Below are 16,851 nucleotides of genomic sequence, written 5' to 3'. Positions count from 1 at the left end.
ACTGAAAAGGTCTTTTCTTTAATTACGCTGCGGATTATTTTCCGTAAACTATCCAGGAAGCTTTCGACCAGTCATTAGCTGGATCGATCGCACCTATATAGTTGGTTTTATCAAAGAACGAATCGGATAAGGAGCCATCAAACTTGCCTGCAACAATTGCCGGTGAACCTGCTTTAGGCAATAGGTTCGGAGCAGCATTGTTAAACGGATCGGTCAACATAATATCTGCTGCAGCAGTGAATGATTTTGTGCCATCACGGCCTTCAACTAAAGTTTTTAAACCTGCTGCGTCCAGTAAACCAGCTGTAGCCAATTTGTCAACTTTATAAGGTGAAGTTACCGCCTGCAGCAAGCTGTTTTTTAAACCGCTTGTCCCGGCAATATAATACTGTGCGGTTGGGTCATTATCCAGGTCTAAGCCCGCTTTTTGCCCCCCCATTACGATGGCATTAGCCAAAATAAATTTTGCACCTCTTCTCCAGCGCATACCATAGCCGTAATCCGCAGATACACCTGTGGCGTTATTAGGCCCTACAGCAGTAAAGTTTGACAACAAAGGGAATGTGTTAGGAGTTAATAAATAGCCTTTAGCATCTGTTGTGTTATCCACTTCAAAATTGTTGGAGATGTCACCGCTGGTACCTTTATTATCAGTAAATGCCGGATCTTTAACAGAGATCGCGTATTGGATCTTACCATGGTATCCATCATCAAAATCAAAGTCATCATCGGCATTGTTATAGGCAACCAGGTATTTAGCATTAAATGAACCGCCGAAAAACTCGTAAGCATCGTCAAGGCCGCGAAGCACTTCAATGTGATCTACTTTGGTACCGCTGCCAACAGTGTACATACTTAAGCCATTTACTTCATCACCTGGATTAACCGCTTTACCGGCATATTCAATACGTACATATTGTAAAACACCTGAATTATCAGCGTCGTTTGTGCCGCCGAATGGCTGGTGCTCGGTATCTACGCCGCCTTCAAGAACTGCGTGGTTGCCATTACCGGTAGCCGACCCAACTATCACAAGGCCACCGAGATTACCTGGTTTCGGATCAGCCTCCGCCGAGGTGAAAACAATTGGCTTATCAGCAGTTCCGGCGGCATTGATCTTGCTTCCTTTATAAATGATAAGGACACCGGCTGAGTCTTTATTGCTCACAATCTTGGTTCCCGGATCGATGGTTAAAGTTGCATTATTATCCACATAAACGTAACCGCGAAGCCTGTAAGTAATATCGGCGGTCCAGTGCGTGTCTTTAGTAATCTTTCCCCTAACATCCATTTTGGTAACAGCAGGAGGATTAACCGGCGGATTTGTACCCGGGTCATTGTTTTTTGAGCAGGAAGCTAATCCTATCATGGCTAATGAGCCAAGTAAATACAACGTTTTTTTCATAATAATTGTTAATAATAATTGATAATAAATTGCAATGCCTTTTACTGTATAGCGTGATTATTTTTTGAAACTGAAATTATATTTAAACGAAAGGGTTGTTCCAAAACCCGAATAACGGCTTTGGATTATTTTATCCTCTTTAGCATTATATGCGGTACTCCCCGAGCTTCCGTAATTATTATACAATGCAAAAGGCTGCGCAAGCAGGTCGGATACGGTCAGTTTAAGCTCGGCACGCTTTTTAAATAAAGCCTTACTTAGCTGCATATCGATCACATTCCGCGGCTTCTCATAGATATCCACGCCACCGGTAACGGCCCTGAAACATAAACGCTCCCCTATCCTATTATAAAGCACGTTGAAAGAAAAATCAGTACCTTCGGGTGTATAATACAGGCCCGAGTTAATCAGGTAGGGTGACTGTCCCTGAAGGGGGGTAGACGCGTTACGGCCATCAGCCAGCTTTACCTTGGCATTGATATAGGAAGCATTCACATAAAATGTTACATCATTCAAGAAACTTCCCTCAGCAATAAAATTCAGTTTCTTCCTCATCTCGGCTTCAAAACCGAAATCCTTGGCATTGAGCGCATTCTGATAAGTCAAAATATCGTTACCCTGATTGATCTGCTCAATCGGATTCTTGAATTTCTTGTAAAAAGCCGAAACCGAGATGATCTCCCCTCCTGACGGGTAATATTCAAAGCGAAGGTCTGCGTTATCAATTATACTTCGCTGCAGGTCCGGGTTACCACTGACGATAAAGTTAGTCTGGTAGTCAAAATAGCGAAAACTGGCAAGCTCTCTGAACTCCGGACGGTTTACTGACCTGAAGTATGCCGCACGTAAATTGACCTTCTCCGATAAACTATAGGTCAGGTTACCCGAAGGCAGGACATCGGTATTATTATATTTCTGTTCGGTTTGGCCCAGCGGTTTAAGCGACTGCGCATACCGTTCAACACGTGCCCCCCAAACCAAACGGATTTTTTTGCTCAGCTTATTGTCCAGCATCACATAACCCGCGTCCTGATCGGCTTTTCCTTTGTAATCGGTGGAGCTAAGGTCCAGGCGCGACAGATCGATCCCGTTTTGAGCAATACTTTGAGGACTGAACACATTAAAGATTGTATAACCGCCGGTGAGCGGGATTGCTTTGTTTCCGAAGCCTATGGCGTCAGTGTATCCCAGCGCGTCAATGCTGAAATCACGGTCACGATGAGAAATAAGCCCACCAAATTTCAATTTCTGCGACTCATCAAGCCACTTGAACGGAACTGCCAGGTTTGCTTTCGCGCCGTAAATATTTTCATTTAATTTTGAATACACACGGCCAAGGTCATTAGGTTTGGGGCTGTTTTCGCTGGATAATGAGATATATTCGGGCTGGTTCAAAGGTGTATAGATGGTTACGATCCTTTGGTCGGGCTGGTTCCGGTATGATAAACCGTAGGAAGCATTCCAGTCAAAAATAATATTCTTTTTTCCCAGCGTGTGCTGCCCTTCCAATGCGGAAGTATAAATGCCGTTTTGAGTTGTCTCCACAGAGTAGCCTTTGTAGCGCAGCGGGTCTGTTTGACCGGCCTCAAAATTCAGGGCATTGTTGGTTTGCTCGAAGTCAACAGAAAAATCGTTATTGTAAAGGTTTCTCCAGGCAATTTTGTTTTTTCCAAATGTATAAGCGAAATTCAGCAAACCGCCAAGGCTTTTATAGTTGGTATAGGTATTACGGTCAAAGCTGTACAGGGGAAGCTCTTTCGATGCGTCATTGAACCCGGTATAACCAATTCTGTCACCAAATGATGCACGGTGCCCATTGCTGTAGTTCAGACTGAAGTTATAACCCAGGCGATTGCCATTTGTATTGATTTTGGAGTTGCCCGTGGAAAATTGAAAACCAATATTGGGAAGGCTCATTTGCCCTTCTTTGTAATAAAAAGTATTGGGAAAATGCTGCGCTATAGCGATTTTTTCGGCACTTGTTGTCCCGGATGTATAGTCTTTTTTCACATTAGAATAAGCCGCAGGCAGCTTTCTTGAACCGTCATCGAATCCAAGAAAATCATATTTCCCGTTAGGCCTCGCATCAATAAAGTTATTCTTAAGGGTAGTTTTGGAATTATAGCCAACGCTTAACGCCACTTCCAGGAACCTGCTGTCGGGAATATCTTTGGTAATAGTATTGATTGTACCACCCGCAAAATCACCGGGCAGATCGGGCGTCGCCGTTTTGTACACGATAATATTATCGACAAGACTTGAAGGAATGATGTCAAAAGCAAAAGCTTTTTTATCCGGTTCGGAACTTGGCAGCGTTGTCCCGTTCATCATATTATTATTATACCTTTCGGATAAACCACGGATAACAACGAATTTACCCTCCTGCACGCTTGTTCCGCTGACGCGTTTCAAAACGTCACCAGTATTCCGGTCAGGGGATTTACGGATCATATCGGCAGATATACCATCACTTAATTGTATACTATTCTTCTGCCTTGCGTAAAGGGCGTTTACTGAAGCCTGGCGGTAAGTAGCTTTCACAACAACTTCATTAAGAGCCTGCGTTGAAGATTGGGTCAAAGCGACATCCAGCGAGGTTACTGCACCTGCCTGAACTTCCACATCAGAAACCGATTTGCTCTGGTAACCGATGTATTTAACAACGATACTGTATTTGCCCGGCTGAAGTCCGCTCAATATATACCGGCCTTCCACATTGGTGGCAGCGCCTTTGCTGCCGCCCTGTAAGCCAACTGTCGCGCCTATGAGTGTTTCACCAGTCTTCTGGTCTATTACCTTACCGGCAATTTTACCTAATGACTGAGCAAATGAATTGGAGCTTATTAAAAAACTTAAAATAATGAAAGGAAAGAGCCGAGTAAACTTTTGCATAATCTTAAATGACGCTCAAAATTATCGGCGATAAATTAAGCCAATGTTAACTTCATATTATCAAAAAGAATATATTGAATAATCGATATTATAGACAATCTTAAATAGATTAAGAAGCTTCCAACATTCAAAAAACAAACTCTATTTTAGCACGATCAAATAATTGTAAACAGCGATGGCACAAAAGAAAACAGAAGAGTTCAGTTATCCCGACCAGTTCATCTCAGATGTATCCATAGCACTGTCGCACCCCGGTAGGATCTCTATTATCCGTATCATTGCAAGGAAACCTGGGATTACCACAGGCGAGCTCGTGGAATTTCTACCGTTCGCACAATCTACAGTATCCCACCATTTGAAGGAGTTGATCAAAACCGAATTGATCTCGGTTAGCATCGATGGAAAAAGATCTTTGTATACATTAAATGAAAATATGTGGAGCAGATTCGCCAGACATTATGGTCGCCTCGTAGAAGAACTGGGCATACCGGATTCCCACGAAGCTGAACCGGAACAACATTAATTTATATTTGATAATTTCGTATCTATGCCCGGTTCAAATATGGATATCAATAAAGCAGATCTGGAACTTTGCAACTTTGCCAGGTTGCTGGCGCTCCCGATCAGGGTGTGTATCTTCAAAGCGCTTATCGCGAATGGTAACATACTATCCCACGAGGCATTACTTTCTCTTCCTTTTAACCCAGGGCAATTAACGAAGCATATCACTGATCTTAAAAAAGCAGGCTTTGTAACCATCAGACGCGAGAATAGAAAGATCAGATATGAGCTTAAAACATCCGATATAAACCGCCCTGCCAGGCAGTTCGCCGATCTTTTCAAAATCATCGGCAGCTACGCACCTATTGAGCCACTAAAACCTAACACCGTCGCTTCCGGGAAAGAGAACCTCTCATCCGCCGCTTTGAATTTTGGCGGATTGATTAAAAAGTACAGGACAATATTAAAGGTTTCGCAAGAATATTTATCCGCAGAACTTGGAATGAACCGGAGCGACTTAAGCAGGATAGAATCAAATAAAAAGGACTTTCCTCCGGGGAAGCTACAATTGCTGGCGCTGGCACTATCTGTTGAATATGATGTATTAAAAAAGCAATTCTATAGTTTCAAAATTGTGGAAATGGTTGACAAAAGCGGGTTTGACGCGGCCGTATTAAAAAATGTCAGTCACGTGCTGCAGGCCGGTATTCCCGTCTCCGAACATTTCTCAACCAAGCGGGCTAACCGGTAAATGCTGTTTATATTACATTCATATGTTATACAGAAGATTGTCACGCCCCCCTTGGTGATTATCCTTTTTAATGCAATGGTTGAGCATAATTCAGTATAACATTAATGTATATTAAAGGCAACAAGCGAAAATTGAATCGATCTTAAGATATAAACTCATTTTTCACGCAATTTAATCTTCATATGTAACCTGTTTAATACCAGTTGCCCAACCTGCTTACCTTCTTCTGTTCCAACTATGCAGGAGTTTTTAAAGTGTATACCGCCATAAACGCGCGATATGCCCGCTTCCATTGCTGCTTCCCTAAAAGATTTAAAGCTACGGGGTGCTATTCCAAACTCAGTCTCTGATGTATCCCGGTATGCAAAATTATCTCCGAATTGGTCGGTCAAAATCTCGGCTGCTGCTGCCGAGATTACAGCATGGCCGCTTACATATTCGGGGAATGAGGGCGTTTGAATATATGTTTTCCAGTCAGGGTCCAAATATTTGGTTATTACAGTCTCGGGGCGAACTAAATTATATTTATACTTAAAATACCAGCAGTTGATAAATGCATCGAATAAAGCAATCGATGTTTCAGCATATGCACAAACTGTGCTGCTAAAATCGGCCTTGCACGTTTCTGAGGCTATCCCCGCGATATTCATCCAATGCCCGCCTGGTGAGAACTTCTTAGTTCCAAAGGTGGCATGTCCCACAACGTTTAACTTAAAGGCATTATCATCCCAAAAATCAGCGATGTGTTTTTGCTCTTTGGTAAGATTTGTACCAGTAGACTTTACATCTAATACGTCTTTATAAAACTGGCTATTTATGTCCTTCATATCAAATAAAGGAGGTGGTGGTGGTGCCACTCGCGAAGCAGAATCGAGTATTAAAGGCCTGATCTCTCCCCAATGTGGTTCCAATGCTTGTGAATACATCGGTGGTGTAGGTACCCAACGCCCTTCTTTCTTTGTAACCGTGTATTTGTTGGCGGATCGTGTTTGTGCATAATGATCCGTTTTGCTCCATTTCATAATGTGCTTTGCAACTACATCTGAATAGTTCACCGAATGCTCAAATACATCAGAAGGCATTCCGCCATCTTTTGCTTTCTTTTTTAATGCATCGACATATTCATCCATACTGCCCTCAGGAAATGTAACCGCATTCCCTACATAGCAAAAGGCAAGCAAGGATGCAAACGGGTAATCAATTTCAACACCCGGAACAGGTTTTGGCGTAGCGGTTAAATGCCTGATTTGACCTGCCAATGACCGGAATTTTTTAGGGTCTTGGGCGGATATTACCTCGTATGCGGCAATGTTAGCATACGCATAGTTACGGGAGGCAATGACCGGCGGGAAATTATTTTCAAGTATAATGTCATTTAATTTTTTTTCCGTAATACGGTACAATTCCGGGTTATCAGTTAAGCTTTGATAATCAGTTTTTTTGCAGGAACTAAGCAAAATGATAATCCCTGAAAGCCAAAGTAAAAAACTATTCATAGAAATTTATTAATTGTGACGCAGCATAGCTCCTATATAAAAAGGTGCTTTTTATTTGATAATAGTCATTGGCTCTAAAAAGTCTTGTCGCTATCCAAAAATGATATCGACATTTAAATCTACGGCCCATGGTAATTAGTCGGAACTATTATCCCGGTATCTTCGGGCTTTGCAATTTGCTGCGTTTTGCGATAAAACAGCTGCTTACCAATATTGCTGTATGTATTAATTGTATTTCGTCTGATTAATTATCATTAAAGCTTAAATATGTCGCTTATAAATTGCCTTTTTTTAACTCATCCACAGCATAGTGAGCCGCGCGTGCGGTAAGCGCCATATAGGTGAGCGACGGGTTTTGACACGCGCTTGAAGTCATGCAGGCCCCATCGGTTACAAACACATTTCGCGCGTCCCAAACCTGGTTGTGCGCGTTGAGTACCGATGTTTTTGGATCTTTACCCATACGTGCACTCCCCATCTCGTGAATGCCCTGACCAATTGCATAATTTTTATCCCAGATTGTGATATTCTTTACCCCGGCCGCTTCATACATGGCCACCAATTCTTTAATAATATCCTTACGCATACTTAGCTCATTCTCTTTCAAACCCGCATCCATTGAAAGTACAGGCAGCCCCCACTTATCTTTCACATCTTTATTAAGCGTTATTTTATTATCGTGATAGGGCAAAATTTCACCAAAACCTGTCGCTCCGATATGCCATGCACCAGGTTCTGTAAGTGCATCTTTAAAATCAGCACCAATATTCATTTCCGCAACATCCCGGCTCCAGCCGTCCCTGCTGGCGCTTCCCTGATAACCATAGCCTCGCAGGAAGTCCCTTTTATCACCAAACAAGTTAACAAAACGGGGAATATAAAAACCATTCGCCCTGCGGCCAAAATAGTATTTATCTTCGAAGCCTTCTATTGTTCCTTGTGCGCCGAGCATATAATGATGATCCATAATATTATGCCCTAATTCGCCGCTGCTACTGCCCAATCCGCCTTGCCATACATCTGTTGCCGTATTCATCAAAACCCATGCACTATTCAGTGCAGAAGCATTCAGGAATACAATTTTTGAATAAAATTCATAGGTTTTATTCGTTTCGCCATCCAGCACCTCAACACCCGTCGCTTTGCTGGTGTCTTTATCGTACAAAATTTTGGTTACGATTGACCATGGCCTCACGGTAAGGTTACCCGTTGCCATTGCTGCGGGCAGCGTTGAAGATTGTGTACTGAAATAACCGCCAAATGGGCAACCCTCCCAGCACCGGTTTCTAAACTGACACTGCGTTCTTGCCTGGATAGGCGCGGTAAGATTGGCCACACGGCCTATAAACATGTGGCGCTGCCCCTTGTAAAAAGCTTTTATTCTTGATGCCACATCTTTTTCCACACAATTTAGTTGCATAGGCGGCAAGTAGTGCCCATCGGGTAAATGGGGCAAGCCCTCCGTCGATCCACTTATTCCGGCAAATTTTTCTACATAGTCATACCATGGCGCCAGTTCTTTATAACGAATAGGCCAATCAACAGCGATACCATCTTTTGCATTAGCTTCAAAATCAAAATCGCTCCACCGGTAGCTTTGCCGCCCCCATAAAGTAGACCTTCCGCCTAACTGATATGAACGCCACCACGTAAACGGTTTAACTTCCACATAGGGACAATCTTTTTCATTTACCCATGATTTCATCAGCGGTTCCTGGGCCGCGGTCCCGTACATGGCCCAATCCCGGGATATAACAGGGTTATCTGTTTTCTGCTGTAAGGTAGCATTGCCCCGGTGTTCAAACTCCCATGGATCTTTTGTAGCGGTAACATAATCCTTTATATGCTCATAATTACGACCGCGTTCAAGCATTAATACTTTCAGCCCTTTTTCGGTTAATTCCTTTGCAGCCCATCCGCCGCTAATCCCCGAGCCGATTACAATAGCATCGTAGGTGTTTTGAATTTTAGCTTTGGTATTTACGTTCAATGAATCTATTGGCATGTGACTATATTTAGATTTATGGTATTCGGTTAAATTATAGTTCGGCAATTTCTATTTTTCAGTAATAAATTTCTGCTTCTTCGGATTGTATAATTATCCGCCCATCATTCAACGATGGTGATTCGGTTGTATTTTACTACCACCCTATTTACAATGCAGGTAATTTTATTTTATCACTATTCCCTATACTGTATTCCATTCGCCCGCGGTTTCTTTTGCATTTTTTTTTATGCGGTAAAATCATCTGGAATGCCCCGTTTTCCACAGGTAGCGAATAATGGTTTTTCATGAGTTTGGATTAAAAATTTTATTTATTTGCTCCTTTTTTATCCGGAGCCTTTACCAGTATCTCTGTTTTATCATTATTTTTAGCTACAATCAGCAGCTTATTGTTTCCGGCTTTAATCTCTTTCATATCACGTACGGCCCCTTTTATTACGATGCCGCTTACCTGAGGTTTAACTGCCGTAAAGCCACCTTTCCCGTCTCCTTTAAGCAGCAATCCATAGCTGGCATCGTAGATCCCTGCTTCCGGTTTTGACTGGTAAAAGTTGCCTCCCAGCACAATGTCCTTTTTGCCATCCCCGTCATAGTCTTTCACCACCAGCCCAAAAACCGTCGAAAACTGCGCCTCCACCGGCAATGGCTTCATCAGGAACTTACCGTTCCGCTTATTCAGCAGTACACTGCTCCGCATTTCGCAGGCATCCAGCTTAACCATCTTTTGTAACAGGTCCCTACCAAATATATCTTCCATCGTTTGTTCCTTGTACTGGGCATACCGCAGGTATTTCTTCTTCAGATAAGGAAGTTCGCCTACCAGGTCATGCCTCAATGCCATCGGGTATTGTTTGTCGCCGTTATAGGTGCATACTATATCTTCTATGCTGCCCGTGCCGCTAAAGTCCCCTACATACATACTTACCGGCTTCGCTCTGGTTGCCTTAAACCTGGAGTTTAGCCCATGATTGCCGGCTACTATATCCGGGTAACCATCTCCGTCTATATCCGCAATCTCCAGACGGTTCCACCACCCATTACTCCACTCCAGGCCCGCTTCGCGCGTTACTTCCTTTAAACGCCCCCCTTCATTATGGAATATCCGGATCGGCATATACTCTCCGCAGGCCACCAGGTCCGGTTTTCCGTCGCGGTCATAATCAAACCATTTGGCATCGGTAACCATACCCAATTCCGTTAGGCCCGGGGCCCTCTCGTCGGTTACATCTGTAAAATAGCCTTTGCCATTGTTCTGCAGGAGATAACCCTTGCACGGGTAGCCATATTCACCCGGCTTTAACCGCACTCCAACAAACAGGTCCTGGTCCCCGTCCCTGTCAACATCTGCTGCCGTTACGCAGGAGCTGCTCTCAAACTGAAATGACGGCAGCACCTGTTGCGATTTGCTGAAATTACCCTTCCCATTATTGATGTATAGCCGGTCGATCAGATCCGTCGAGTTAGCCGAGAACTCGTTGCCCCCGCTGCATACATACAGGTCCTGGTCCCCGTCGCCATCCGCGTCGAAAAATAAACAGTCCGTATCTTCACTGGCCTTATCCTGCTCAAACAGCTTTTCGTTGCTCCGTTTAAAACGACCCGCCGGCGTTTGGATATATAATGCGCCTGGCTGGTCCTTGGCCCCGCAGATATAGAAGTCTTCCAAACCGTCGCCGTTGACATCGCCTTTACCTATCCGCGGACCATCCGTCGAGTGCATCTGGAAGATCAGCTTTTCCCTGTCAAAATCTATAAAGTCATTTTCCTTGTGCACAAAGTCTATCCCATGGTTATCTCTACTCTGCTCAAACACCGGCTTTGCACCGGCTGCCCCCTCACTGCTTTCCCGGGCAGTCCCGATTCAGCCTCCTTTACCGTGATTGTCTGGTTCGGTTTTACTCCTTTTAATACTTTCTGCTTACCGCAAGGCCATTTTACCACTATCGAATCGATTTCCTTTATTTTACCCAACCCGAAATTCAACCGGGTGTCTACGCTCGATTCAAATCCCGCGACGGAACCTGCTCCTGGTAGTTTAAAATATGATTATAGTATAACGTTACCTGTGCCCCTACGCCAAAGCGGTTTCTCCCCTCGCCCTGCAATACTACTTTCAAATATTTATTCGCCGGCTCCAGCTTCCTGCTGTTGTTTCGGTAGATAAAGGCCGGCATATTTACATTGTTCACCACCAGGTCAAGCGCCCCATCGTTATTTAAATCACCATACGCCGAGCCATTCGAAAAACCCGGATCACCAAGGCCCCATTCGGCTGCCTTATTGGTAAATGTCAGGTCCCCATTGTTTCGGTAGGCATAGTTAGGCACAGCCTCCGATGGCATGCTATCTATCAGCTTCTTGTAATTTATGCCTTTATTTGTCCAAACACTTCCCATCACGTTCCGATCGGATAAACGTTGAATATAGTCCTGGTTTGTTAAGTCCTTATAAATACCGTTAGCGATAAAAACATCTTTGAATCCATCATTGTCAAGGTCAGTGATCAACGCTCCCCAGCTCCAATCGGTTGCATGAACACCTGCAAGCCGGCCTATCTCGCTAAAAGTTCCGTTGCCATTGTTCAACTGGAGCGTGTTCCTGGTAAACTGGTGATAATAATCATATCTTAAATCAAGCTGATATTTATCCCAGTTTTCAAAAGTGGTATTTGTTTTAAGCCTTGATTCTGATGCCGGAAGCATATCCGTCACAAAAATATCAGGATGTGCATCGTTGTTGATGTCGGCCAGGTCGGCCCCCATTGATGCATTACTAATACTTTTCATCTTATCCTCAAGCGATTCTTTAAACGTACCGTTGTGATTATTAATATATAGATAATCACGTTCAAAAAAATCGTTGGAAACATAGATGTCGTCCCAGCCATCCCCATTTACATCTCCCACACTTACCCCCAAACCAAAACCAATCACACTACCATAAATACCGGCCTGTTCACTCACATCGGTAAAATGGCCGTTATCATTCCTGAATAATTTTTGCCCTCCCAATAAATCTCTTTTATTCCGTTCATTATTCTGAATATTAAAGCTGCCGATTGCCTTAAAAGAATTGCTTAACATAAAGAGATCCAGGTCTCCGTCATGATCATAATCAAAGAAAACAGCGTGGGTTGAGTATCCATTTACGCCAATTCCATATTCCTTTGCCCGTTCGGTAAAGGTGAGATTACCGTTGTTGATGTATAATTCATTCTGCTTATGATCGCCTTTAACATCGCCACTATTGCAAACATAAATATCCAACAACCCATCACCATTAACATCGGCCATAGTAACACCGGTAGACCATCTGCCGAGCTTAGTAATTCCGGCTTTCCCGGTTATGTCTTCAAACTGAAAATTGCCTTTGTTTAAATAGAGATGACTGGGCACCATGTTGCCCACCAAAAAAATATCCGGTAATCCGTCATTATTGATATCGCCGATGGCTACACCGCCACCGTTATAAAAATTACGGTAAGTAAAAATATTGAAATTAGCATCATACGATAATTGGTTAACAAAATCGATATGCGTTTCATTGGAATTTAAAAGTTCAAAAAGCTTATTGCCGCCCCCGCTTTGTTTTTTTTGGCAGCTGGTTAAAGCCAATAAAAAGAACACAAAACAGTACCTGATGCTAAAAACATCATGAATAGTTTTTTCTGTCAAAAAAGTAAAATTCACCTTATTTTTTTTCATCTGTCAGTAAATCAGTGTAATCTACTTTTACGTGGGCGTCATCATATTTCCCGATGATAATTCTGCGGTTACCATCTACCTGCACAAAAATCGTCCCTTTAGCCGGGTCCGTTATACAGATAAAGTCCTTTTCGTTATACCATTTTTTCAGCATATTTAGTACATCCAACTGCAGGCTATCAGCAAACATTTGTTTATTCCAAGGGGCGAAAGCATCGTAACTAAAACTCACTCTCATTTTGCTAATCTTACCTTGCCGAAAATCAGGGTAGAAATTCATTGAAGCCGGATATTTCAATTCCTTATTTAGTTTATATAAAACTGTTGTATTGCCGGGGCCTGCAAAAAAGATCCCTTTTTTATTCATTTCCCAACAGTGGGTGTAAAACTCTTTTGAGGTCATCCCTAATTTTATTCCCTGAAACAGGCTATCTCTTCTCACTCCCCGCGAAAGTTCACTCGCTACTGCGTTTTCATACTTTCTGTCGTCTGAATTACAAGAAAATACAGAAATGAGACATACAACAATCAGGATCCCTTTAAAATATCTCATAGTTAACCACCATCTTATTTAAAACTTAACACCTCTGTTTTATCATTATTTTTAGCTACAATCAGCAGCTTATTGTTTCCGGCTTTAATCTCTTTCATATCACGTACGGCCCCTTTTATTACGATGCCGCTTACCTGAGGTTTAACTGCCGTAAAGCCACCTTTCCCGTCTCCTTTAAGCAGCAATCCATAGCTGGCATCGTAGATCCCTGCTTCCGGTTTTGACTGGTAAAAGTTGCCTCCCAGCACAATGTCCTTTTTGCCATCCCCGTCATAGTCTTTCACCACCAGCCCAAAAACCGTCGAAAACTGCGCCTCCACCGGCAATGGCTTCATCAGGAACTTACCGTTCCGCTTATTCAGCAGCACACTGCTCCGCATTTCGCAGGCATCCAGCTTAACCATCTTTTGTAACAGGTCCCTACCAAATATATCTTCCATCGTTTGTTCCTTGTACTGGGCATACCGCAGGTATTTCTTCTTCAGGTAAGGAAGTTCGCCCACCAGGTCGTGCCTCAATGCCATCGGGTATTGTTTGTAGCCGTTATAGGTGCATACTATATCTTCTATGCTGCCCGTGCCGCTAAAGTCCCCTACATACATACTTACAGGCTTCGCTCGGGTTGCCTTAAACCTGGAGTTTAGCCCGTGATTACCGGCTACTATATCCGGGTAATCATCGCCGTCTATGTCCGCAATCTCCAGACGGTTCCACCACCCATTACTCCACTCCAGGCCCGCTTCGCGCGTTACTTCCTTTAAACGCCCCCCCTCATTATGGAATAGCCGGATCGGCATATACTCCCCGCAGGCCACCAGGTCTGGTTTTCCGTCGCGGTCATAATCAAACCATTTGGCATCGGTAACCATACCAAATTCCGTTAAGCCCGGGGCCCTCTCCTCGGTTACATCTGTAAAAAAGCCTTTGCCATTGTTCTGCAGGAGATAACCCTTGCACGGGTAGCCATATTCACCCGGCTTTAAACGCACTCCAACAAACAGGTCCTGGTCCCCGTCCCCGTCAACATCTGCTGCCGTTACGCAGGAGCTGCTCTCAAACTGAAATGACGGCAGCACCTGTTGCGATTTGCTGAAATTACCCTTCCCATTATTGATATATAGCCGGTCGATCAGATCCGTTGAGTTAGCCGAGAACTCGTTGCCCCCGCTGCATACATACAGGTCCTGGTCCCCGTCGCCATCCGCATCGAAAAACAAACAGTCTGTATCTTCACTGGCCTTATCCTGCTCAAACAGCTTTTCGTTGCTCCGTTTAAAACGACCCGCCCGGGTTTGGATATATAATGCGCCTGGCTGGTCCTTGGCCCCGCAGATATAGAAGTCTTCCAAACCGTCGCCGTTGACATCGCCTTTACCTATCCGCGGACCATCCGTCGAGTGCATCTGGAAGATCAGCTTTTCCCTGTCAAAATCTATAAAGTCATTTTCCTTGTGCACAAAGTCTATCCCATGGTTATCTCTACTCTGCTCAAACACCGGCTTTGCACCGGCTGCCCCCCTCACTGCTTTCCCGGGCAGTCCCGATTCAGCCTCCTTTACCGTGATTGTCTGGTTCGGTTTTACTCCTTTTAATACTTTCTGCTTACCGCAAGGCCATTTTACCACTATCGAATCGATCTCCTTTATTTTACCTAAACCGAAATTCAACCGGGTGTCTACGCTCGATTCAAATCCCCGCGACGGAACCTGCTCCTGGTAGTTTAAGGTATGATTATAGTATAACGTTACCTGCGCCCCTACGCCAAAGCGGTTCTTCCCCTCGCCCTGCAATACTACTTTCAAATATTTATTCGCCGGCTTCAGTTTCCTGCTGTTGTTTCGGTAGATAAAGGCCGGCATATTTACATTGTTCACCACCAGGTCAAGCGCCCCATCGTTATTTAAATCACCATACGCCGAGCCATTCGAAAAACCCGGATCACCAAGGCCCCATTCGGCTGCCTTATTGGTAAATGTCAGGTCCCCATTGTTTCGGTAGGCATAGTTAGGCACAGCCTCCGATGGCATGCTATCTATTAGCTTCTTAATTACCTCCTTCTCACTACCCATCATCTTTCTTACTTGTATCGGATTAGCCATAAATTGGATATAATCCTGATCGGTTAGGTCTTTATAAATACCGTTGCTAACGAAAATGTCTTTAAACCCATCATTATCCATATCCGAGATCAGCGCGCCCCAACTCCAATCGGTTGCATGAACTCCCGAAAGCCGGCCTATCTCGCTGAAGTTTATCTTATTTTGGGCTAAGTTTTTATTCATAACCGAGCCCTGGTTCAGCTGCAAAACATTGCGAAGAAATTGCTGATAATATCCATTTTGCAGGTCGGACTGATACTTATCCCAGTTTTCAAAAGCTGTTTTTGTTTTTAACCTTGATTCCGGTTCAGGAAGCATATCAGTCACATAAATATCAGGATAGCCGTCATTATTGATGTCGGCTATGTCAGCTCCCATTGAGTTTTGGCTCAATTCCCTAATTGCGTCGGTAAGGCACTCTTTAAAGGTACCGTCGCGATTATTAATGTAGAGGTAATCACGTTCAAAAAAATCGTTGGAAACATAGATATCGTCCCAGCCATCCCCGTTTACATCAGAAATGGTTACACCTAATCCAAAACCAATTTTGCTGCTGTATATTCCTGCTTGTTGGGTCACATCTTTAAAATGACCACCGTCGTTACGATACAGTTTATTCCCACCCAGGGGATCAGGAATATTGCGCTGATCTTTGATCAAATCATAGTTCCCTACCGAACGAAACGAATTATTAAGAAGGTAGCAATCCAGGTCTCCGTCGTGATCGTAATCAAAGAAAACAGCATGAGTGCACAAGCCTTTATTATTTAACCCATATTCGGCCGCTTTTTCGGTAAACGTGAGGTTACCATTATTAATGAATAACTGATTACTTCTGTTTTTTCCGGAAAAATCGCCCGACTTACATATATAAATATCCAGCAACCCATCGCCGTTGACATCCGCAAAGGTAACGCCCGTTGACCAGACACCTGCAGAAGAGAGTCCGGCCTTATCGGTTATGTCTTCAAACTGAAAGTTGCCTTTGTTTAAATAAAGCCTGTTTGATTTTTGATTTCCGCAAAGAAAAACATCCGGCAAGCCGTCATTATTAATATCTCCAATACCAACACCCCCACCGTTATAAAAATTACGGTAGGTATAAACATTCAGTTGTTCGGTATATTTAACATCATTGGCAAAATTTATTCCTGTGGATGATGAAGGAAGCAGTGAAAAAAGTTTGTTGCCCTCGTCTTTTTTAGGCTCACTGGTATTGCAGCCCATCAAAAATAAAGGTGCAAAAAACAACACCTGCCGAATATAGCTGGCCCCGGTGCATGAGGCATATATCTTTGCCGCCATAAGGGAACGCCAAAAGGCTTTGAAAAATAAAATGACCTTTGGGGAGCTATGTTTTATTGGAGAATAAACCAATAATACAATTAGCTCATGAATAATATTAAGTACCCGTTTAATCATTCACTTTATATAAAATAAGTTCC

Annotated in this window: 11 protein-coding genes; 2 read left to right on the top strand and 9 right to left on the bottom strand. The window is 43.5% G+C overall.

From position 1 onward, the window contains the following. Window positions 1–34: 34 nt before the first annotated feature. Window positions 35–1,405 carry a cell shape-determining protein MreB gene (locus tag DIU38_RS02310; RefSeq protein ID WP_112659006.1) on the bottom strand — a complete coding sequence of 457 codons (1,371 nt, stop codon included), beginning with the start codon at window positions 1,403–1,405 and terminating at the stop codon, window positions 35–37. 57 nt (window positions 1,406–1,462) lie between these two features. Next, window positions 1,463–4,297, bottom strand: a complete 2,835-nt coding sequence (locus tag DIU38_RS02305; RefSeq protein WP_112659008.1) for a TonB-dependent receptor — start codon at window positions 4,295–4,297, stop codon at window positions 1,463–1,465. A 175-nt stretch (window positions 4,298–4,472) separates the two neighbouring features. Between DIU38_RS02305 and DIU38_RS02300 the strand changes: the two genes are divergently transcribed. Then, window positions 4,473–4,820 carry an ArsR/SmtB family transcription factor gene (locus tag DIU38_RS02300; RefSeq protein WP_090533366.1) on the top strand — a complete coding sequence of 116 codons (348 nt, stop codon included), beginning with the start codon at window positions 4,473–4,475 and terminating at the stop codon, window positions 4,818–4,820. Window positions 4,821–4,844: 24 nt separating this feature from the next. Further along, window positions 4,845–5,549: a helix-turn-helix domain-containing protein gene (locus DIU38_RS02295; protein WP_112659010.1), complete on the top strand. Its 705-nt coding sequence runs from the start codon at window positions 4,845–4,847 to the stop codon at window positions 5,547–5,549. A 155-nt stretch (window positions 5,550–5,704) separates the two neighbouring features. Here DIU38_RS02295 and DIU38_RS02290 read toward each other — a convergent pair whose 3' ends face one another. From DIU38_RS02290 to DIU38_RS02270, 7 genes are all read right to left on the bottom strand, one after another. Continuing rightward, complete coding sequence (locus DIU38_RS02290) at window positions 5,705–7,045, bottom strand: vanadium-dependent haloperoxidase (protein WP_112659012.1); 1,341 nt, start codon at window positions 7,043–7,045, stop codon at window positions 5,705–5,707. 274 nt (window positions 7,046–7,319) lie between these two features. Next, window positions 7,320–9,050, bottom strand: a complete 1,731-nt coding sequence (locus DIU38_RS02285) for a GMC oxidoreductase (RefSeq protein WP_112659014.1) — start codon at window positions 9,048–9,050, stop codon at window positions 7,320–7,322. Window positions 9,051–9,357: 307 nt separating this feature from the next. Beyond that, a complete protein-coding gene (locus tag DIU38_RS33355) occupies window positions 9,358–10,824 on the bottom strand; it encodes an FG-GAP repeat domain-containing protein (RefSeq protein WP_208809212.1) in 1,467 nt (488 codons plus the stop codon). A 5-nt stretch (window positions 10,825–10,829) separates the two neighbouring features. Then, on the bottom strand, window positions 10,830–11,021 hold the full coding sequence (locus DIU38_RS34770; protein WP_407716477.1) for an ASPIC/UnbV domain-containing protein: 192 nt from the start codon (window positions 11,019–11,021) through the stop codon (window positions 10,830–10,832). Between the two features lie 20 nt (window positions 11,022–11,041). After that, the gene (locus tag DIU38_RS33345; protein WP_208809210.1) at window positions 11,042–12,754 is read right to left on the bottom strand and encodes an FG-GAP repeat domain-containing protein; all 1,713 of its coding nucleotides are present in this window, start codon (window positions 12,752–12,754) and stop codon (window positions 11,042–11,044) included. Further along, the gene (locus DIU38_RS02275) at window positions 12,741–13,307 is read right to left on the bottom strand and encodes a hypothetical protein (protein WP_146750480.1); all 567 of its coding nucleotides are present in this window, start codon (window positions 13,305–13,307) and stop codon (window positions 12,741–12,743) included. The genes DIU38_RS33345 and DIU38_RS02275 overlap by 14 nt, the downstream gene beginning before the upstream one ends. A gap of 14 nt (window positions 13,308–13,321) precedes the next feature. Continuing rightward, window positions 13,322–16,711, bottom strand: coding sequence for a VCBS repeat-containing protein (locus tag DIU38_RS02270; protein WP_208057616.1), 3,390 nt, complete (start codon window positions 16,709–16,711; stop codon window positions 13,322–13,324). Window positions 16,712–16,851: the final 140 nt, after the last annotated feature.

This window comes from Mucilaginibacter metallidurans, assembly GCF_003286435.2.
In the GTDB taxonomy this organism is placed as follows: Bacteria; Bacteroidota; Bacteroidia; order Sphingobacteriales; family Sphingobacteriaceae; genus Mucilaginibacter; species Mucilaginibacter gossypii.
This window is presented reverse-complemented; position numbering and strand designations above follow the sequence as displayed.